This window comes from Planktothrix sp. FACHB-1355 (genome assembly GCF_014748295.1).
Classification (GTDB): Bacteria; Cyanobacteriota; Cyanobacteriia; order Cyanobacteriales; family Aerosakkonemataceae; genus Aerosakkonema; species Aerosakkonema funiforme_A.
On record NZ_JACJUP010000008.1, the window covers coordinates 1 to 21,223 of the forward strand.

Annotated in this window: 17 protein-coding genes; 11 read left to right on the forward strand and 6 right to left on the reverse strand. The window is 44.2% G+C overall.

Annotation, left to right across the window (positions count from 1 at the left end; genetic code table 11):
- Window positions 1-558: 558 nt before the first annotated feature.
- Complete coding sequence (locus H6S82_RS01390) at window positions 559-3,537, reverse strand: Tn3 family transposase (protein ID WP_191055953.1); 2,979 nt, start codon at window positions 3,535-3,537, stop codon at window positions 559-561.
- Window positions 3,538-3,649: 112 nt separating this feature from the next.
- Here H6S82_RS01390 and H6S82_RS01395 point away from each other — a divergent pair, with 112 nt between their 5' ends.
- On the forward strand, window positions 3,650-4,468 hold the full coding sequence (locus H6S82_RS01395) for a tyrosine-type recombinase/integrase (RefSeq protein WP_191055954.1): 819 nt from the start codon (window positions 3,650-3,652) through the stop codon (window positions 4,466-4,468).
- 199 nt (window positions 4,469-4,667) lie between these two features.
- Window positions 4,668-5,465 carry a carboxypeptidase-like regulatory domain-containing protein gene (locus H6S82_RS01400; protein ID WP_191055955.1) on the forward strand — a complete coding sequence of 266 codons (798 nt, stop codon included), beginning with the start codon at window positions 4,668-4,670 and terminating at the stop codon, window positions 5,463-5,465.
- A 102-nt stretch (window positions 5,466-5,567) separates the two neighbouring features.
- On the opposite strand, the gene H6S82_RS01405 is transcribed toward H6S82_RS01400, so the two are convergent.
- From H6S82_RS01405 to H6S82_RS01415, 3 genes are all read right to left on the reverse strand, one after another.
- Window positions 5,568-10,202, reverse strand: a complete 4,635-nt coding sequence (locus tag H6S82_RS01405) for an IPT/TIG domain-containing protein (protein WP_191055956.1) — start codon at window positions 10,200-10,202, stop codon at window positions 5,568-5,570.
- Window positions 10,203-10,467: 265 nt separating this feature from the next.
- Window positions 10,468-10,749 (reverse strand): poly-gamma-glutamate hydrolase family protein, encoded by a 282-nt coding sequence (locus H6S82_RS01410; protein WP_191055957.1) that lies wholly within the window; start codon window positions 10,747-10,749, stop codon window positions 10,468-10,470.
- Window positions 10,750-10,820: 71 nt separating this feature from the next.
- Window positions 10,821-11,654 carry an RNA methyltransferase gene (locus tag H6S82_RS01415; RefSeq protein ID WP_191055958.1) on the reverse strand — a complete coding sequence of 278 codons (834 nt, stop codon included), beginning with the start codon at window positions 11,652-11,654 and terminating at the stop codon, window positions 10,821-10,823.
- A gap of 423 nt (window positions 11,655-12,077) precedes the next feature.
- Between H6S82_RS01415 and H6S82_RS01420 the strand changes: the two genes are divergently transcribed.
- The 4 genes from H6S82_RS01420 to H6S82_RS01435 all read left to right on the forward strand — a co-directional run bounded on the left by H6S82_RS01420 (window position 12,078) and on the right by H6S82_RS01435 (window position 14,817).
- The gene (locus H6S82_RS01420; protein ID WP_191055959.1) at window positions 12,078-12,737 is read left to right on the forward strand and encodes a division plane positioning ATPase MipZ; all 660 of its coding nucleotides are present in this window, start codon (window positions 12,078-12,080) and stop codon (window positions 12,735-12,737) included.
- On the forward strand, window positions 12,713-13,096 hold the full coding sequence (locus H6S82_RS01425; protein WP_191055960.1) for a hypothetical protein: 384 nt from the start codon (window positions 12,713-12,715) through the stop codon (window positions 13,094-13,096). Before H6S82_RS01420 ends, H6S82_RS01425 begins: the two co-directional genes overlap by 25 nt.
- A 62-nt stretch (window positions 13,097-13,158) precedes the next feature.
- Window positions 13,159-14,061 (forward strand): UPF0489 family protein, encoded by a 903-nt coding sequence (locus H6S82_RS01430; RefSeq protein ID WP_191055961.1) that lies wholly within the window; start codon window positions 13,159-13,161, stop codon window positions 14,059-14,061.
- A 147-nt stretch (window positions 14,062-14,208) separates the two neighbouring features.
- Window positions 14,209-14,817: a hypothetical protein gene (locus tag H6S82_RS01435; RefSeq protein WP_191055962.1), complete on the forward strand. Its 609-nt coding sequence runs from the start codon at window positions 14,209-14,211 to the stop codon at window positions 14,815-14,817.
- A 3-nt stretch (window positions 14,818-14,820) separates the two neighbouring features.
- Here the strand turns inward: H6S82_RS01435 and H6S82_RS01440 are convergent, their stop codons facing one another.
- Entirely contained in the window at window positions 14,821-15,819 is a 999-nt protein-coding gene (locus H6S82_RS01440; RefSeq protein ID WP_191055963.1) for a transposase, read from the reverse strand.
- Between H6S82_RS01440 and H6S82_RS01445 the strand changes: the two genes are divergently transcribed.
- The 4 genes from H6S82_RS01445 to H6S82_RS01460 all read left to right on the forward strand — a co-directional run bounded on the left by H6S82_RS01445 (window position 15,810) and on the right by H6S82_RS01460 (window position 18,717).
- Window positions 15,810-16,217 (forward strand): hypothetical protein, encoded by a 408-nt coding sequence (locus tag H6S82_RS01445; protein ID WP_191055964.1) that lies wholly within the window; start codon window positions 15,810-15,812, stop codon window positions 16,215-16,217. The genes H6S82_RS01440 and H6S82_RS01445 overlap by 10 nt on opposite strands.
- Before the next feature lie 230 nt (window positions 16,218-16,447).
- Window positions 16,448-17,212, forward strand: coding sequence for a DUF6577 family protein (locus tag H6S82_RS01450; protein WP_191055965.1), 765 nt, complete (start codon window positions 16,448-16,450; stop codon window positions 17,210-17,212).
- 89 nt (window positions 17,213-17,301) lie between these two features.
- Window positions 17,302-18,294, forward strand: a complete 993-nt coding sequence (locus H6S82_RS01455; RefSeq protein WP_206756842.1) for a nucleotidyl transferase AbiEii/AbiGii toxin family protein — start codon at window positions 17,302-17,304, stop codon at window positions 18,292-18,294.
- Between the two features lie 105 nt (window positions 18,295-18,399).
- Window positions 18,400-18,717 carry a hypothetical protein gene (locus tag H6S82_RS01460; RefSeq protein WP_191055967.1) on the forward strand — a complete coding sequence of 106 codons (318 nt, stop codon included), beginning with the start codon at window positions 18,400-18,402 and terminating at the stop codon, window positions 18,715-18,717.
- A gap of 66 nt (window positions 18,718-18,783) precedes the next feature.
- Here H6S82_RS01460 and H6S82_RS01465 read toward each other — a convergent pair whose 3' ends face one another.
- On the reverse strand, window positions 18,784-19,695 hold the full coding sequence (locus tag H6S82_RS01465; protein ID WP_191055968.1) for a UPF0489 family protein: 912 nt from the start codon (window positions 19,693-19,695) through the stop codon (window positions 18,784-18,786).
- Between the two features lie 337 nt (window positions 19,696-20,032).
- Here H6S82_RS01465 and H6S82_RS01470 point away from each other — a divergent pair, with 337 nt between their 5' ends.
- Complete coding sequence (locus H6S82_RS01470; RefSeq protein ID WP_191055969.1) at window positions 20,033-21,094, forward strand: IS110 family transposase; 1,062 nt, start codon at window positions 20,033-20,035, stop codon at window positions 21,092-21,094.
- The last annotated feature ends 129 nt before the right edge of the window (window positions 21,095-21,223 follow it).

Genomic DNA, 21,223 nt, shown 5'->3' on the forward strand with positions numbered 1-21,223 from the left:
ATAACCGTTTTCGAGTTCTTTTCGCTGGTCGATAGTTAATTCAACTTTGATAAATCTGCCCATACAGCAGATAGTTTAATATATTTGTGTCAAATTACTTAGTCGGCTCTGGTTTCTATTATTTTGTGTAGTGAGCAGCTCTTCGATCGCTTCCCTGACGACGGAGATAAACCTTTCAAAATTCCTTTTAGGGGGCATCAATCTCCCTTTTGTTGTATTAGCCTTGAACATACTGTCGCGCAGCCCCTTCGAGATTTCGATTTGTACTCCGTGATTTTTACCTAGGTTGCAAATATTTGCCTTACTCTCGCCGGGTCGAGAATCCTTAGGTTTTCTAATCGCAAAGTGTTTAGACAGTTTATCGATAATCAACTTTTTGAGATCGTGATCGAGTCCTCCCACCTCTAAGAATAAATCTTTTCCCTTACACCCGTGGATAGCTATAACTCTTTCCGAATTCAGAACTATATTCGTCGCGGTCGGTTCGTTAAAATTTGTGCCTGTAATATGGGGTAAACCCAACATTGCTGTCACCAGCCGCAAAGTAGCCACTCTTTTTCAAACCCTCGCCACTTTTTCAATCACCAGACGTTTGTTCATGTCGAGTTTGAAAGTCCCATATGGAGTAACATGGCTGTAAATGAGCGGCGTTAATGCGTGGTAGTCTTCCGGCTGTAATCGTTCCTGCCATTCGGGTTCGCTCAGAATTTGTTGAATCATCAAAGTGTTGATATAAACCAGACTGATCTGGAGAAGATGCAAAGAGAGCATCGTGATTTCCTGGTCTTCGCGCCGATTCGAGGCGAACTCGCCGCCTTTGCCATACATGATGAAGCCGTTGACGCTGTTCCAATTTTCGATGACGTTTAAGCCCTCGTGAATCTCGCGGCGCAATTCAATCGAGTGCAAATAACGGCAGAGAAAAATCGTTTTGATTGCCTTGCCCAATTCCGAAAGGGCTTTGTAAGTCGGATGCTGCAAATTCTGGCGAGTAAAACGGCGCAGGATGGCTTCGGTTTCGGCTGTTCCGAGCCGCAGCGCGGTCGCGTATTTGACCATCAAGTCGTATTGCTGCCGGATCAGTTTCCAATCTATGGCGCGTTTCAGGATGGGTTGCAGATTCCGATATTCATTGTCTTTTCCGTTTTCCACCCGGTAGAGTTTTTGGCGGTGAATAGCCTTCAGACGCGGCAACAACTCAAATCTGAGCAGACGGCAAAAAGCGAATGCCACCTCGGATTGCCCGTGACTGTCAACATATTGTTTATTGACGCTCATTTCCGTGCAGTGCCGCAAAACGCCCTCAATCATCGAGGCGGCTTCCGAAGACGAGCAAGTTTTCAATTGCGAATAAATACAGGTTGATTTCCGTTCGACGTGCCAGTAAATCATGACGCCGCGCCCGCCGTAACGGGCGTGCCATTCGGTCATCAGATTCTGGTCATATGCGCCGAATTTCTTTGAGTCGGAAGCGCAGGCGGTTGTCCCTTCGCCCCAGATGTTTGGCTGTCTGACCTGAAAAATCGCATTGACCACTTGCCGGATAGCGTTTCGCAGATGGTCTTTGTTGATAAAGCGGCGACGAACGTAAAGCAGGTCTTTGTAGGTAAAGCCGTATTCTCCGGCGCTCATTCGTTTTAGCCCGGTGTTGGTGCCGAGACCATAGAAACTAAGCAGCAGGCGCGGCTGCAATTCTGTTCGTTCTAAAGATTCCCAGGCGGTCGGGCTTTTAAAAGTTTCGGTAAAGCCAACCCGAAAATCGGTTTCTTTGAGGATGTCCAGCAGGCTGTTCATCTGCCAGTGCCGGCTCATTTCGGCTTTGAGCATCAATAAACTCAAAGGTTCAGGCTGCGCTTCGAGTGGCGAGAGAGCAATCCAGCCTTTGTTTTTTGAAAGTATTTGGACGTGGGGATTTTTGGGAAGTCCTTTGTTCAGCAAAGCAAGCGCCTCGCGCATTTCCTGTTGCAGTTTGTCAATAAAGGAATCGGCATCGAGCGGCAAGTGCAGCGCTTCATAATAGTTGTCGCGCTGCGCTTCAAAATCCGCCGGCAGATCGTCATCGGGATTGCGATAACGGTCGGCGCCGACAACCCAAATCTCTTTGCAGCGAAGTCTTTCGCGCTGGGTTTGCAACACGCAAAGTTCATAGTTGATCCGATTGACGCGAATGTTTCCCGCCCGGTCGGTTTCCAAAACGGAATCGAGCCAGATTTTTTTGACCATCCCGTCAAACGGAACATCCTCTTCCAATGGATAAAGGGAAACCTTACTGCCGGCATACTCTTTCAGTAATTTCAAAGCCAAAATTACCGGACGATGCCGGTCGTTGTTTGAGCGAAATTCCAAAGTTTCGAGTAGTTTCGGTATTATCCGGCGATAATGAGAACGGTAAGAATTCCGCATCAGGACGCTGACTTTTCGGCGATAAGCCGGACCGTTCGCTTTCCATTCCTTGACCAGATCGCGCAATGTCGGCTCCGGCACCACCGGATAGACGACCTCCTTGACAATGCCGTCCGGCTTTTCGAGAGTCGCCTCCGCCACACGAAAAAGCAGATTTGCCTTGCCCGTAACTTTTTTGAAATCTTCAAGAATTTCTTTTTCGACTTTGCGTTCCGCCCTCACCCCAATCCGATGTACTATCTCCAACAGCACGTCAACCAGCGTGTCGCTGATTTCCTGAATCCGCAAACAACAAAACGCGGCAAGCAAAGTATAACGCAGCGGAGACGGGTGGCGGCGCAATTCATATGGCTCTTCGACTGCGGCGCGACGGCGTAACCCGAGCAGAATTTTTCGCGGAACATTGGCGAACAGTTCGGCAGGCAAGTTCAGATTTCGCAACTGTTCCAGCTTGGCGATTTCTAAACACATTGTTTCGGTGCTGGCTCTGCCGGAATCGGCTTTCAAGCTTTGCCAGACTGAGCGCTGCAGAATCGCTTTTTCATCACCGGGATTGCTTTGATGCTCTGATTCTTCAGGCGAGGTTTGCAGCAGAGAGTCCAGCAGAGTTTGGTTTTCCGGCGTCAGTTGCGAAAGTATTTCGGCGCAAAACTTTTCTTCAAATGCTCTGGCTGCCGAACGGACGATACGATCAACCCGCTCAGGTGTCGGAGGTTCGATTTTCAACTCGCGGCATTTTTGATAAGCGGCAGCCTTCAGATGTTCATAATCGCGCTCTTTGACAAGAATATGTTCTTGCAGCCATTGAGATAACGCATTAGCATCCTCGACGGTCGCTTCCCGAAACCCGTGAAGCTGGCGAATCTGCGCCCGATGATATTCGATGGTTCTCCCCCGCCACGCATATTTTTGAAACTGTTCGGGAGCGACCTTCACCTGTTTTGCCAGATAATCAATGGCTGACGGCGGAATTTCCGCCGCGTGTTGGGGAAAGCGCGCCTCTAGCTGAAAGAATTTCAGCAGCACAGCGCAGCCCAGTTTGGTCGCTCCGATTTTGTTTGCCAGGAACTCAACTTCCGGCGGCATCAGCGTCCAATACTCGACTAACTCATCTGTTTCCCAAACACGCTTCATTACATTTTATTCAAGATAAATTGAGTAAAATTATGTAAGGTTGCTAAAATAGAAAGCATCATATAACATTTCGCAGAAAATAGGAAAGACGAAATAATTTTCGTTCAGAATTATGAAACAGAGTCGAAAACCGGCATCAAACAATTCCGATTTCGTGTCGTCGGAAGAAAAAGCGAAATCAAGCGAAACGAAAAAATTGCCGAAAACGGAAAATTTTGCGAAATCAAAAAAATCTGGAAATTCGGAAAAAATCGAAATCGTTGAAAAAATTGTCAGGCTGGCGAGAAAAGAACGACTCACCTACGATGATTTCATTTACGTTTGCCAACAGGCACGAAAAAAACTCGGGCTTAAAAAGCCCCGCAAGGAAAAACGGCTGCCCCAGATTCTTTCCGAGTCGGAACTAAAAAAATTCTTTCAGGTGATTTCCGATTGCGGAAATCTTCAGCACGAGATTATGCTCAAGCTGCTGTTCTTTACGGCTGTGCGTGTCGGCGAACTGGTCAAAATCAAAGTCTCGGATATTGATTTTAATCAATGCAAAATCTTTATTGAGGAAGGCAAGGGCAGAAAAGATCGCTATATTTTATTCCCGAATAATTTTCGGCTCGTGCTGCAATCTCATCTGCGGGCGAATCCGAAAAACAAATATTTATTTGAAACAACGCGCTACACCTGTTTTACTCCGCGACGGGTTCAGCAAATTGTCAAGGAATATCGTGAGATTGCCGAAATTTCTCAAAAAGTTCATCCTCATTTGTTCCGCCATCAGATGATTACTTATCTGACTTCGCAGGGACTTTCCGATAGTCAGATTCAACTGATTTCGGGACACGAAAGCAAAAAGAGTCTGGAAATTTATCAACATCTGTCGCTGAAAAATGTCGAGCAGGCTTATCAGGACGCGGTAAAATCTTTAGGAATTGATTAAGTTCCTAAAGCAAAAGCGAGCCAAGTTATTGTCAAACACCTTTGGCTCCGGGAAATTATCTTAAAATGTCCAGAAGTCATTTGCGAATGCACATTATGAAAAATCTTACTTTACCCGAACTCAAACAAACAATTCGTAATGATTCCGCATCATATTTTTTGAAGCGCGTTACTAAAACCATTTCTTGTCTGAGGTGAATATGAAATCAAAGATCGTGTTATTTTCGATACTCCTTTTTCTGACTTCAACCGGAGCATTTGCTCAACCGCAATGCAACTCTCCCTTCAACCCATTCAATATTTGTAACTCTAATTTTGAATGGTACGACTATTTTTTTTACGGCGAAATCATTTCTAAAGAAAAAATGCCTTACACAATGGTTAATTCTACGACTACAACTCATAAAGTTGTTGTGAAAGTGAAAAAATCATTCAAGGGAGAACTACCTGAAAAAGTTACCCTTTATTTAGGTTCAAGATCATTCTGCCAATATCCAACAGAAAATAGCAAATATTTATTTTATGCCAACAATTCAGAATTGGATGGACGAAAGGTTTATTTTTCCGAGTGGTTGAGCCGTCCAATGACCGATTATTCGGCAGAAGCGGTTAATGAGGTATTTGCTAATATTCACTCAATTTTAAGAAATGAGAAGAGAGATTACGTTGAAGGAGGCGTTTATGAATTTTTTTCAGAGAGAAAAAAGATTTCAATGAAAAAAGAAGATGCCGACCGTAAGCAACCTAGTATTTCATATAGTGAACCGGTAGCAAATATTTTGATAGAGGCAATGAGCGAAAGCGATGGAAAAGTTTATCAAACCAGAAGCAATGCCGACGGGACTTTTAGAATTGACCGCATTCCGATGGGAACATACAAAATCAAGTTGTATTTGCCGCCGGACAAAGTACAAGTAGAACCCTTTAGATATGGAGTTAGCAATAACCTCTGTTCAAGAAAGTGGGTGATTCCGGTAGCATCAAAGCCTTCAAAATAAATTTTAGCAAAGGTTACATCAACTTCATCCACTTAAGCCTGTTAAATCCGGTAGTAACATTAGCATTCTCATAACGCCAATGTTACTACCGGATTAGCTTATTTAAGGAGTAGGTCGAATTATCCTCCGCGTGAACTTTGTCGTGCTGGTTGCCGTTCCGCTTGGTGTTGTAACCGTGATAAAATGCATGCCGAGCGGCACTGCGGGCGAAACTTCTGCAGAGATTCTGCTATCGTTAGCAACATTGAAATTGACCGGAGTATTTCCGATCTTGACTTCCGTTGCGCCGGTGAAGTTTTGTCCTGTAATGGTGATTATATCGCCTTCGTATCCGCTTATTGGGGCAAAGCCTGAAATGACAGGCTGCATCCCTATCCCTTTACCCTTTAATTCAACCGAATATAAAACCATTTGATCGGAATTCTTGAGTTTTATTACATCGGTATACTCTCTGATCTCAGTCGGTACAAATTTCACCTGAATCGTTCCGCTAGAACCTCTGGGTATTGTAAGCGGTGAGAAAGAAACAGCCTGAAAAGCGGATGGCGTTTGGGAAAATTCAACCGCAGAAATTACCACATCATTAGGATAATTTGCCGGAACATCAATGGTTAAAGTTCGTATTACCCCGGCGGAATTTATTATGGTATTGGGAAAGACAATCTGAATTGTTCCCGACAACGATGTCGCGTAGGGTAGAAGACTCCTAAGAATTTCTTCGCCCCCTTTAGCAACATTTTTACCTTTATCCTGAACAAGCGGATCTAAGTCAACTGTTGGAACGTGAAGGTGTCCAGTGGGGAAACTCGGATTCGACTGTAAACGGATTCGGGCAGTTCGGTAAAATATCTCGTTAGATAAATAATCGCCCCCTGACCCACTAGTGAGTTCACCGCAAGTCGCCGGGTTCCGTCCTGTTTTTTCGTATGTTTCAGGATCATTTATAGGACCTACATTTCTATTCACACAATTAGGTGGGTTTTGAAGGGCTAAAGAAAATCTTTGATTGATTATCAAATATGTGGTGGGTTGAGTACCGGGTGAAGGTCCGGTTACTTTTCTGTTTTTGAAAGTCCCCGGATTGACATCCGGAACTTTTACAACTCCGACAGGTGTATACGGCAATGTGCTTTCCAAATAATATGGCACCTGATTGATGTCCATTCCAAGCGGATGGTTAGTATGAGATAGAATTCTCTCATTATCTGGAGTTGTATTTGTTCTATACCTTGCAGCAAATCTATCAATATTGAATTTATCGTCTGGAGTCCAACTGCATGTCATAATCAAGTCGCAGATGTTGACAGCATCTTTCATGATTTTTTCTATCAAGCCATCAGCATTTGTTCCGCTTGTACCGAAATCTCTAAATCTAACCGGAAGTACTGCGGTTCTGATTTTGAAGGTTTTCTGAGGATTACCTTCCGTAAAATCTTTTCCATTTAAGGAAAGAGCGATAATACCGGAAGAATTGCTAATAAGACCATAATCCGGGAGTAAGAATGGGTCGAACCCAGTTACAACCACTTTATGGGGTTCGCCTGCAAATGCAATTCGGGCATCTGAACCGTTCGTAGTAGTCAGTCCGCGGGACGTATACTCGAAAATATTTAGTTGATTTTCGGTCAGACGGGTTAAGTTTCTGTTTTGAACATCACGCAATACCGCCATTGCTTCAAGTCTGCTAAAATACAAAATCCGGTCGTCCTCTTTACCGACTTGAACGAACTCATAACCCAATTTCCACAATTTTTCACCCCTTTCTCTTAAGAAGGCATCGGATATTGATCCTGATTGTGGCAGAGCGCCAATTAACTCCTTTGTAAAACTACCGAGAGAATTCGCTGTGCTTCTTTCGCTTCTTTGGGTCATAAGTGTCCGAACTTCATGAAAAACACGGAAATATTCTTCAAATGTTTCGTCATTAATAACTTTCGGCACAATTTGGGGTGTTCTCAATGTGGAAGGATATGTCGTACTGCCATTGGGATTTGTTACTTTGAGATCTTTGAGTTTCAATTCAACGGCTACATTTCTTCGACAGGTAGTTTCATTTCGATTAGTTTTATCGCACGAACCGAGCTTATGCGCCGTAACTTTAGGACCCGGAGGAACATAATCAACAATGTCGCCATTCACATCCACAGTTTCCACCCTGTTTGGTAAGAGTTTGGCTGTGTCGAATACAACATACTCGTTTGCCATAGGCAAAGTGTTTAAGGTTACTTCCGGCTCGAAATTCGCTCCAAGCAGAGAGCCTTTAAAAAACTGTCCAATTGTGGTGCCGGAACTTCTATCAAACTCAGATCCGAAAGTGTCGGAGGGAAATGGAGGAGTTGTCGGCGAATTATCCACAAGCATTTTTGCGGATTCGACTTTCAATTTAACCTTGATCGGAGTAGGAGTATTGGGCGGAAATTCAAATTTGGCGGCGAGAAAGTATTCTCTCGGAGTCGGCGCGTCAGGTTCGTCACGGTATATATCCGAAACCGGGATTACTCTTCCGGCAGAATCCTTGTACGCCATGGACAGATTTACTTTAATATCGGTAACTTGAGGATTAACCTGCAACGGTAAGTTTCCGGCGACAGCACGCGGGGCTTCTCCTTCAGCCAGATAACGGATGATGTGAAATCCCAGAATGGTTCCGTACCAGAATGCAAAGGGTAGTTGTCCACTGGAAGTTCTAAAACTAATTGCCGCATGAATCAGGTTTTGTCCGGCTTGAATTGCAAAAGCGTTTCCATCCGGTAGGGTCGTGGGATCTAATAATTCAGGTGGAAGCCCAAGAAAAAACTCAACATCGTAGCCAAGATCGCGCAAGTCCTGCAAGGGTCCGGTAGGATTGCCGGTTTGATCTACGGGTTGTCCGAAGGCTCTCAAAATCGCGGAATCTGCAATATTCATGATTAGCGTCGGTGGAATCCCTTGTGGCGGTGGATCCGAAATGATAATAACGCTCATCAGATTAAGATTGGGCTGTGCAGTAATGCACATATTCGTACTGAATGGGGATCGTATTACTTGTTCGTCTCCTCCAGAACGAAATCTTACAAGTTCCAGATTAAAGTTCCAGGAAACACAACATTCACCCGCTGAACGAACAAAATAGTAGGCTTGTCGTCCGCCAAATCCATCGGGGAATATGGTCTGCCCATTATCCACTGCAAGTTGAAAACGTCCGTCGCAGGGTAGAGGTTCAGCAAATGGAAGAATGCTATAATATCTTACCTTGTGAGTAAAGTTGGGGATGAAATTAATACCACGCCCATCCAAGGTTATCCTAAAATCAATATTGACGGTCAGATTGAACACAAAAAGCAATTGTAGACTGCCGTCCGGCAATACTAACGCATTCAAAAAACCGATTATCAGAATTATATCGATGTCGATAATTATGCCTGTAATAATCGACAGCATCGCATTTGGAGCTACTTCCGGGAATTCGTTAAAACCGCTGGACAACCAGGGATTGTCAATGGTTATAATAACAACGACGGTTATTACAATAGTAACTTCAATCCGCGCAGCAAATAAAATTCCCATGCCGCGTAACGGAAACAAGTCTCCAACCTGTGCCGAAACCAATGAACCGCGTTCCGGACCTCCGCCGTCAAACCTCGGGAAAAGGGAAACAATTCTGATTATCGGAATTCTTATAGAATAGGAAAATACCTCAATTCCAAAATTCGAGAAATCATAGCCGGGATGTATTTGTACCTTTCCGTTCAAATAAAAGAGTCGGCTATCTTCCACTGTCGGACCGAGAAATAACTGACCTTCAACCTGAACCATGTCAAGCATAAATACCGCATCGGAGGATTCACCGTTCTCATTTGAAGAGTTTTCATTCTCTTCAACTAATGCCAAATTATACTGCTCAATCGCATTACCATTTTTATCCAATATGGAAAACTGACTTGATATTTCACTTGTGTCTTTTGAAATTGAAACAAGCCCGATAAGAGAATCTTCATCGCTTTTTTGTAAATGGTTTTGTATCCCTTCTCCGAATTCAAGCGAACAACCGTCGAGATTCCGTCCAAGCACGACAACCATAGTCGATTTATCTGAATTTAAACTTGGGGTATAGGCAATCGGAACGGGAATATCTTTGGGCAAAACAGTAAACATTTGCTTACTGCTTTCAACAATTAAATCATCTTGGGCTTCAGGTCTGGTGCTGGCTAATACTTGAATGGCAATTCTTTCTTTCGGCTGAAGGGTAGGTGTTGCTGAAATGCTGACATTAAAAGTTAAGGAGTCAATGCCGCTTTCCTCGTCGCTGGATTGGCTAACGTCCGAAATTTTGACCTCGACTCGGCTCGGACCCCTTAAAGCAACCAAACCATTTTCGTAAGCTTGAATTAAATTCCGCCCTCGCAGGGTTACTTCAGTTTCAACATCCTCGATAACCGTTAGAGGAGAGATTCCGGCAACTTCCGCGTGTTCGGAATCTTCCGTCGTTACATATGTAAAAGCGTCATTTAATGTAAACTGACTTTCATCAGGATTTACAACTGTAACAGCAACCGTGCCTGATTCTTTCGTTCCCGGAACGGTAGCCTCCATAATATTATTGTTTTTTACAACTGATTTTTCCGACAATTGTTCGCCAAAATAGACGACGGCTCCTTCTTGAAATTCAGACCCGGAAATGGTTACGGTATAACCACCAGCCAAAGAGCCTCCAATAGGCGATACTTGATTAATCACGACGGGATTTTCTGGACTCATTTAATATTCTCCTAAGAATTGAAGTTAAATATTTCAAATCGGCTATATCTTACCCATATCAAACATAAGATGCTTTAATAGCCTAAATTGCTGATTAAAAAGACATTAACACGGTTTGGGGGTCAAATTCAACAATTTGGTTGAATGATTTAAATAAAAATTAATCTGTTGGATTAACAGAGATTTGAAAAGAGGATTTGGTTGCTTTAAGCAAGAAGAATTTTTAATTTTGGCTTTGTTTTTGACTGCCACCTAAGCCAACTCACTACTTTGCGGCTGGTGACAGCAGTGTTGGGTTTACCCCAATATGAAGATACCTTTTATTACCGTCTTTTCTTAATCCCCTGAACGTATAAAACGTATGCTCATTGCCAGCGATCCCTCTGGCTATTTCCGATGTGCCGGGTTCAATCTTTCCTCCATGCGGAGCTATAACCGCTACACCGGAAAAACGTTCTCTAAAGCAGATTTCGTAAAGGGTTTCATTTTTCTTAAGATCTTCAAACTTTGTGTATTCATCTTTATTTGCCCTTGTAGATTTATTCATAATCATTAAGTACCAAAAAATTCGAGCCACATTAAACTGCCGAGATTTTAATTCATCTACACAATTTTTCCTCATTTTCCTTGCAATTGGAAACGTGAATAACGGAATATCTCGTAAAGCAGAAGACTGCCGGCGACGGCGACATTTAGTGAGTCCATGCCATCCGCCATCGGTATTCGCACCAGATGACTGCATAAAGATTGCTCATTTTCGGTCAATCCCGTACGTTCGTTGCCCAGCAACAGGACCGTCGGCGGATTGTACCGGGCGCGGTCATAGGTAATCGTACCGCCCGGAGAGGCACCGATTACGTGCAGTTTATGATGTTTCGTCCATATCCGAAGCTCCTCGAAGCTGGCGCGGGCTATTTTCTGTTTGAATATAGCGCCCATTGTGGGTCTCACGACGTTCGGGGCGAAAGGGTCGATGTCGTCACCGATCAGAATAAAACCGCCGGCAGCGATCGCGGCGCTCGTCCTGATTAACGTGCCGAGATTACCCGGCGAGCGTAAACTGCTGACGGCGGTCCAACAGATAGCTTCCCTGGGATTTATCTCGTTGAGTTTCATTGCAGGCTGCCTAAAAATGGCGGCAACTCCGGAGGCGCGCTCAGTGACCGATATTTGTCGGTATTCGTCGGGCGTGATTCGCACGAAAGGCGTGCCCTGCCGTTTGAGTTCCCGCACCATTTTTCGAGCGATCGGAGACGTCAGCAGTTTTTCGCTATAGATGATCGTTTCGACGGGAAAATTATGATCAACTGCTTCGACGAAGTTTCTGATACCTTCGGCGAAAAAAAGTTTCGTTTTGTCGCGGTAATGCCGGTCGGAAAGAAGTCTTTTTACTCGATCGAAGACGGGCGCTGATTGTAACTGCCTGAAATCGGCGCTTTTTTCATTGCCCATCCTCCTTATGCCAGATCGGTAGATCCTTGAAATTTGATTTAAAGTTCATCTTTTATGAAGGCTTTTGAAAGCCTAAGTAAATGTTTAATAGATCGAATTTCGATTCTACCTTATTTATTTCATTTGAAACAAGATTTTTATTATCTATCGAATCAAAAAGATGTTCCTAACTTTGTACTATTTTTCAAACCCATAAGTTGCAGGCATGTGAATCGTTTCTCCTCCCTTTCCAATTTTTCATCATGTTTGGTAGTCGATTTTTATTAATCTCAGCTACCTTAATTTTTTCTCTTATATTCTTTTGCCCACTTTACTCGTCTTGCGACCAGCTTTATAATATCAATAATTTAAACTATTTAATTGATTTATACGATTAAAATAGTATAAATAGTTTATAGACTTCAAAGGGTTTGATTAATTCATATGATTATTTGCGTGGGTGGTCAAAAGGGCGGAACGGGAAAATCAACGACTGCTGTCTGTCTTGCCGCCTGGCTGGCGGGCCAGGGAAGAGATGTATTGCTCGTCGATGCGAACGTGGCGCAGGGAACCGCGTCGAATTGGGCGGAGCGGCGTTCGGCGAACGAAAAGCTCCCGCGCCTGACCTGCATCGAAAAAAGCGGTAATATTTACGATACGGTCCGGGACTTGGCGAAAAAATATGACGAGGTGATTATCGACTCGGGCGGGCAGGATTCAAAGGAACTCAGAACGGCACTGCCGACCTCTCATTTGCTGCTGACTCCGACGAGACCCAGTCAAGCTGACATCGAAACCTTGGTCTACGTCGCAGACCTAGTCGATAAGGCGCGGGATTTTAATCCTAAGCTCGAAGCCCGCGTCATTATTACGAACGCCCCGCCGAACCCCGCCGTCAAACTCGTCGAGGAAGCAAAAGAGCTACTAGCCGAGCTTTCCGAAACCTTTTCGGTTTGTTCGACTGTAATCTACAACAGGAAAGCTTATATCGATGCTTTAACCGCCGGGATGGGCGTGAGCGAGATGAATAACACGAAAGCCGCTGCGGAAATCGAATCGCTGGGCAAGGAGATTATGGGATGGCAAAAGAAAAGCAAAAAATGACTTTAAACGTGAAGCGCCGATCCACTTCAATTGATCAAACCGAGCCGCCGCCGGCGATCGATTCGTCGCTCGTGGAAGCATTCGCATCCGGCGCCGAAAATGCCCCAAAGCCCCGGCTCGTTAAAACAGTTGAAGAAAGAGTCGTTCGAGATGCTTTTACGATGCCGGCAACGGATCACGAAAAATTTGCTTTGATCCAAAAGAAATGTCTTGAAATGGGGATCGTCGTTACGAAATCCGAGATCGTCAGGGCGGGGCTCAATTATTTTTCAGACTTGGGCAATCAGGAACTAAAAAAGATCATCGAGTCCGTGCCGAAATTGAAAACCGGCAGACCAACCACCAAAAAGATTAAATAATTTGTATTGTTTATATCGTTTATATCGTTTTAACTATTTAACTCGATTACTTTGTATTAGATATGCGCGGGTTGATTACTGAAAAAATCGGGGACAAATCCGTATACATATTCGAGAGCCATCAGGCCGCCTTGATTCCTTGGGCGGAGTTTAGAAGAAAAACAGGCAAAACTAATTTAATCACGTTAGATACCCATACGGACACCGTCCTGGCTTTCAGGAATTTCATTTGCAGCGAAATTAATGGACTGCCCGACGATCCGCATTCGCTGAGTGAAGCCTTATGCGGGAAAATCGATTTCCGATACTCAGGGACCGTCGAAGAAGCAGCGCGCAGGCTGGTCAATGACGAGCAGATCGACGCAGCGATCAAAGCCGACATATTGAATTGCGCGTTCGTTATCTCCTATCACGGAACCGACACGCCTTCTATCGAGGAAGAAAACTACCTGAGCCATTTCAATTGCGAAATCGTCGAAACCGGTGACGGAACCTCCGAAATGATTTTTACTCGTCCCGAACACGACTTCAATGTGCCGGACGAAGAGCAAAATTTCCGAATGCCGGTGGATAGAATCTTTATCGTTTCGCCGAATGCCGGGTTCAAATATAAACAAGTAGAAATTAGCGAAGAGGAAAAGCGGAAGCACGCAGACATCGCGATCGAAGCCCATTATTTGAAATCAAAACTAGCCGTCATCGAGCGTATGAATATGTCCCTTGAAGAGGGAAGCGTTTTCGATTCGGGGTATATTCTTGACATCGATCTCGATTATTTCAGGACTAAAAAGTCAATAAGTCCGGAAAAACCCGCTGAATTCTATAAACTAATCAGAAATGCCGAAATTATCACCGTCGCTTTGGAACCCGAATACGTTCAGTCCGAAAAACTCCAAGGCGAAGATATAACGAGCGAATTCTTGTTAGAAAAATTACTTAATCATATCAGCTCGGCACTGGTTTAGTTTGGTAATAATATACTTGGCGCACCTGATTCAAAAATGTAATATCTTTACACGAAAAGGAGTGTGCTATGAGTGCGTTTAATTTACAGACACACTTCGTTTCTATTTAGAGAACATCATTTTAATAAAAACGGATTAGTCCGGTTTATGGCGGTAGATAAACTTGAAGGATATGCCGACACGAGCGGTCATGAAGACACTGTTACCGAAAAGATTATTACGGTAAACGGATGTCTCAGTACGCCGACAAAATGGGCAGAGTTTGAAAACGAATGGCAGGACTATCTCAAAGGCAAAGGGTTCAAGCCAGATAAAACTACGGGCAAATATGTTTTTCATACAGCTCCTTTTTGGTCTCAAAAAGGCTATGAACTGATGCCGCAAAACTTAGATGAAGCAGGAAAACAGGAGATTTACAACCATTTAATTGGAATAATTTGCAAACATACCGTTTTTCGCTTTGGATATGGTGTCGTACTGGATGATTTTCGTCGAATCGAATCCGAGTTTCCGCATATTCGCGAAACCTGGCTAAAAAAACCGGGAACAAGAATGAGTTTTTTATGTTTTCGACTGAACAGCCTTTGGGCAGAAAGCAACAAATACAATCCTTCGATCAGTTATAGGTTTGACAGGGGCGATAGATTTTACGGTGAATTGTACAGCGAATGGAGAAGAACGACTAAAGACGTTAGCTTAGATGACCGCACAGCGGCCAATTTAAGCGATGGTAATAAGGCGCAGTATATTCCATAGGACTTACGCAGTTGGAAGAAGCGAATAACGCGGATTTGCTAGATATGCTCTGACGGCATCGCGAACAATACTGGTTTTTGCTTGGATCCAACTCATTTTTTCTCGATAACAATGACTTTCCAGACGTACAAATGCTCTAATGCACAGCCCGATGTGATTCAAAACGGGATGCAAGCGACGGCATTGCGCGCGTTCGATCAAACACTGCTGTTTAAGAGCGCGATGATACATCTCGATGCGCCACGCCGACTTGGCTTGGCTTTCTCGCTCTCGTTCGGTCAACTCTTTGAGGCTTGTCGCCCAGTATTCCGATGTGCCGTCCGTGGCGCGAACCCGAAATACCTTGATTTCTCCAAAGCCTTTGAGCCAACAAATCGTGCCGTCACCGCCCGCGAGTCCCGCTTCCGAGACGGCTTGCAACTTGCCTTGCCTGACTCTGATCTGCCGGTTCGCTTTCAAACGGGTCAAAAAATCCCAACCCAAAGAACGCACCAGTTTCAGATTATCGATCGACCCGTACCAACTGTCGAAACAAACCAGTTTTGGTTGAAAACCGCGTTTGTGCGCCTCGATCAGCATTTCCGCAAAATGATCGTTTTTGGTTTTGCCGTCGCGGTCTTTATCAAAGACACGGTAATCGACCGGCACACAGCGCACGCCGTCCGTCCAGAGCAAAGTGATCAGGTTGATGCCCTCAACGACTTCTTTCCGCTTGCCCGACCAATGGCGATAGACGAGCGCATTGAGCGGAGAATACGGTTTCTCAAGCGTCGAATCGTCGAGTACCAAAATCCCGCCCGTCAAATCGATCTGCGTGCGCGCTTCCTGCCAAAGCGTTTCCGGATCGGGTTCGAGACGCGTCAAAAGACGAGTAAAAGCGTCATGCGCCGGAGCGTTTGTGCTCTCGGGTTGGACGCGCTCGGCTTCCGTGGCAGTCACGTCGCGCGGTGTCGCGATGATAAAGTTAATGTAATCCTCGTCGGTTACTTTCGGTGGATTCATTCTTTATTTTTATCAAATTGCAGGTCAACTGCGTAAGTCCTATTCCAATTCAGGCTGCTGATGTTATTGCTTGGGAATGTAGACAGTATTTTTACGAACGACTAAATAATGGAGAGGTTGACCAAACCGGTTTTGAAATACTTCCGCGACCTGAATTAAGGCGAATGAATGTTTTTGGTAAAAGTAGTCTGAGACTTTATACGCAACAACATTTGAAAGAGGAACTTCTTGATGCTGTTAACGATGCTATTTCGGATGAAAGCAGGGAATGGCTTATTGGTGAAGGAAAACCGTTCCAAAGTATCGAAGATTATGCCCGTACAGTTTTTCAATTAGATAAAGACGAAACTAAAGCCAATCAAACGAAAGCGAGATTAAAAAGGGGCAGGAAAATATAAAAGCTCAGGTAAGTCAAGCATATTATTCCCTTTAATTTTTATTGAATAATTTAAACGATGTAAACGATATAAACAGTATATACTGTTTATATCGTTGCCTCCAAAATGAGAACGGCATATTTTTCAGTTTTTTTTAGATAATTGTTTTAAAACACATCGAAATCAGCACTAGAAACATTCTCCCAAAATTGACCAATATTTGATAAAATAGGTTAATATTGGAAAACAGAATGTCGGAATTTTTGGAGAAAGAAATAAACAACCATTTCAAAAACAGAAAGCCTTTCACAAGAAAGGAGCTTTATGATTTTTACCTTGAATATAAACCGGATATTAACGAGAGGACTTTCGGCTGGCGAATTTATGAATTAAAAAAAAAGAACATCATAAGAAGCGTCGGAAAAGGAGTATATACTTTATCGGGAAAGCCGGAATACAAGCCTTCACCAAGCGATTCGTTGAAGAAAATAAACAAGTTAATGAAGAAGGTTTTCCTGGATATAAAATATTCAATTTGGGAAACCTCATGGTTCAATGAATTCTCGAACCATCAGATCACCGCCAATTTTATCGTGCTGGATATAGAAAAGGAGCTATTAAACTCAGTCTTTTACGCGTTGAGGGATAAAAACATCAATGACCTGTATTTACAGCCGACTGAAAAGGAAATTGAAATATATGTAATGGAAAAAGTAGATCCGGTCATCCTAAGACCTTTGATCACCCGTTCGCCAGTCCAGAAGATTTATATCGATTACATAAATCTCAGCATACCCACCTTAGAAAAAATGTTGACGGATCTTTTTTGCGACCGCCATATATTTTACTTCTACTCTGGGGCGGAGATGAAAAGAATTTTTGAGAACGCGCTCGACCGCTATACGATAGATTTTTCGCGGCTGTTCGCCTACGCCAATCGAAGGGGGAAGGAAGAGGAAATAAAAAACTTCATAGTAGAAAATTTCAATCCCTTATTGGAGGGTATTGCGAAATGATAAAACCCATTTGTTTTGAGAAGGGTTGGATAGACGGGTTCCGAAAGCAAAAAGATTTCAGCAAAATCAACAGTCCGCTCCTCGAAAAAATGATTCACGCGCTTTACCTCATACAGAATTTGAAAAAACAGGGACTGGATTTCGTCTTTAAGGGCGGCACGAGCTTGATTCTGCTGCTCGAAAACGCCAACCGTTTTTCGGTCGATATCGACATCGTGCTCAGTAAAAAATACGAGTCCGCATCGACCAAAGCGGAAGTCGCCGCCATTTTGGACGAAATCGTTAACAACTCCACATTCACGAGCTGGGCGCTGGACGAAAAAAGGAGTTATAAAAACGGCGTTCCGAAAGCGCATTACAAACTAAGCTACGATTCGGTGTATGACCCTTCCGGATACATTTTGCTGGACATCCTGTTCGAGAAGAATTATTACCCGATTGTCGTAGAGGTTCCCGTTCAGACGAGATGGATAGAGTCTGATGAGACGATAAACGTGCTCGTGCCGGACATCGATTCGATCGCTGGGGATAAGCTAACCGCCTTCGCGCCGAATACGATGGGCATCAGGTACGAAGATGAAAAGGAGCTAGAAATCATCAAGCAGTTGTATGATATCGGCAATCTGTTCGACGAAATAAATTCCGTTGAAACCGTCGCGCGAAGCTTCAGTGCTTTTGCGCAGGAAGAAATCCGTTACAGAGGAATGGATATCGGCAGTCTGAATGTGTTGGACGATATTATCGAAACCGCTAAAATCATCGCGCTTCGGGAGAAAAACACCGCGGAGCCGTTCAAATCGCATTTTGCCGAACTGCAGAGAGGCATCAGAAATTTCGCCCCGTTTTTAATTTCGGGATATTTCCATCTCGACGATGCGATCGCAGCTTCGGCAAAAGCCGCTTATCTTTCCGCAAAAATACTGGCTGAAAATTACGCCCCTTTGGAAAAATATGTTGGCGAAGATGTATCGGGAACGATGATTGAAAATCCGGATTGGAATTTTTTGAATAAATTAAGAAGACTGCCGGATAAATCGGCTTTTTATTACTGGTATAAAGCGGTTGAGTTACTGAGAAAATAAATATCTTGGCGCGGCGAAACTTTATAACCTTGTGTTATAAAAGTTAGCCAAAAAATAAAAAAATCTTGATCTCAAAGAGGTTTAGGTTTAATCTGGATGGTTAATATGACTGATTTACCTGAATTTAACAATTTTATTGCCGGCATCAAGCCCTTGATTAACAGCGCGGATCTGTTGGTGAAGTCGAGCGCCAATATGAATAAAAAGAATTGGGGCTGGGGCGATTTGTTCGTTTTCGGACTGACTTTTCTTAATTTCAGTTGCCGCGCCGTAAAAACCGCAGACGATTTCAACCATTTAATCGAAGCAGTTAAAAATCCGAAGCCGCTGCCCACACCGATTGATGCAAGATTTCTTCTCCAACTACAAAATCCGGCACTCGCGCTGCTTAACAACCAGCAACTCAATTTCAGCACGAGATGACGATCGGAGCTTCATGAAAGTTTGCGCGATAAAGTTGGTTTGCTACCAACTGAGCTCTTCAAATCTTTATTTCAAAGCGCATTTAATGTGATTCAGCAAACGCAGCAGCAGGAAATCGCTCGTAATGTCTTCTCCGGTTAAACGCTCCAGAGCAACGAATTTAGGCTCCAGAGCAATGGTAATCGCCTCGGCGTTGCGAATCAGCTCGTAAAAGGTGCGCGTGTCCGCCGGCTCGATAGCCTTCGCGGTTCTGAAATAGTCGAGGTCGATATCCAGAATGTATTTTTCCGTGCAGATGTTCGTTTGCCCGACAGAGCGGCACATCCGGTCGGCGACTTCTAGTTTAGCTTTTAGGTAGTCCGATTCGATCGCCAAATCAGAGTGCCGGCGTGTATCTTCCTCAGTGATTTCGACTTTCGGATATTTGAATCCCACTTCCCAGTCGATAATAAATATTTTATCCTCCGGAACATCGGACGCCGCATCGGCAACATGTTCTTCGATCGGTTCATCGACTTCCTTTAACCTGAGAGTGATCATGCCGTTCGGTTGCATTTCTCCGCGCTCGACCTCATACCTTTTGCGCGGCGCGCTTTCAATCAAATCCGATCTGTTTCGTCCATCGTAAGAAATGACAAAGGCGTAATCGATAATGCCCGCTTTAATAGCGGCGTCGATTTGCTCGTCGTTTCTGAGTTTTTCGACGGCGCGCTCGACGCTTACAGGATCGCGGTAATCTATTTCGGAACACAGGTATTCAGCCGTTTCGCCGCTAGGCTTGTTTGGGTTATCGAACTTCCATGAGCACTCATGAGCGTTAAAAGCAGTCATCACGTCGGTATGAAAATCGAGCGTGATCAGATTGGGCGCTCCTTCGAGTTTTCGGCGACATGCCGCCCAAGGAATCAATGCCGTTGCGTGGTCCTCAAAAATGTAAACGTTTTTGCCGCAAACAGATTGAATTTTGATGTCCTTCATAGTTTACCGGATATATTATAGACGACTTGCCGGCGGATAAATGGCACATTCCGCTCTGTATATCAGTAAAGTACTTAATTTTTCTTCAAACATTAATCTAAAAATTTTCTATTCAGAACTTTGTTTTGATTTCTCAGTTTTTTGCTTGATCAGAGAACCAATGCCGAAGCTTCCTAACAAAGCAATTACGCCGGAAATGATAGACGGAACAGGATTGGATTTTATGATCTCAACTATTATTTCCTGTTTACCTGATGTTATAAAGACGGTTTCTCGCCACCAGTGAACTATAATTATGGTTGACAAAAAATTTCGTTCTTTGACAGGAGAAACCGTTATGACATTATACATCGGAGTTGATTTTCATCCATATCAGCAAACGCTGGTTTGGTGTGATACGGAAACCGGGGAAACCGAAACGCATACTTTGAGTCACGAAGTGGAGCAAGTGCGAGCTTTTTATGAACAGCTCAAACCTGCCATTGTCGGGGTTGAGGCGAGCAGTAAAGCTCTGTGGTTTGAGCATCTGCTGGCGCAAACCAATCATCAGTTAGAGGTTGGGAATCCGCTTTTAATTCGACGGCGGGCAACTTCGCGACACAAATCTGACCGGCGCGATGCGGAATTGATTTTGGATTTGTTGATGAAAGGCGAATTTCCCTCAATTTGGCGGCGATCACCGGAAAATACTGAGGTGCTGGAGATTTTGAAACTGCGCGACAGTTTAGTCAGGCAGCAGACACAAACGCTGAATCGGTTGAAAGCGCTGGCAACCAATGTCGGTTTGTTAAAAGGACGGATGAAAGCCGACTATTTTCAAGCTCAATTCAAAGAGTTGGCAGTTGATGAAGTAACCGGGCTGCAACGCAGTCAATTGTTGAAAATGGTTGAGAGTTTCAATGAGCGGATCGGTCAATTGGAAAGTTGGTTACGCCAAAAAGCAGAAAATGATGAGCGGGTGCAGTTACTGCTGACGCAACCGGGCGTTGGCTATCTGACGGCATTAGCGGTCGTCAACAGTATCGGCGAGATGACCAGATTCACGCATCCGACCAAACAAGTTCCGGCATATTTGGGGTTAGAGCCGTTGGAGCGCGAAAGTGCGGGGAAAAGAAAATCTGCCTCAATTAGTCGGGCGGGAAATTCGATTACCAGATATTTGCTTGGACAAGCCGGACATTTAAGCGCCAGATCGGACGAGAAGTTGAAAGCCTTTTACAAGCGAATGGCGAAGAAAAAGGCGCGCGGAGTGGCGAAAATGGCGACCGCCAGAAAGTTGTTAGTCAAACTGGTCATCATGTGGCGCGATCAAATCAGCGCGGCAGAGTTTGACGAACGAGGAGGCACCGTCAATAATGCTCGGCGAACTCAGGGATTGAAAGATCCGCAACCTGATTGAGCTAATTGACCTGCTTCCGCTTTAGAAAAAAAGCGGAAGTTGTGCGAATTTGACATCAGAGGCAAGAAAACCTTGAGAAACGAGGTTTTGAAAATGCCTGAAGAGATGAGTTAAGTGATCCATCACTTG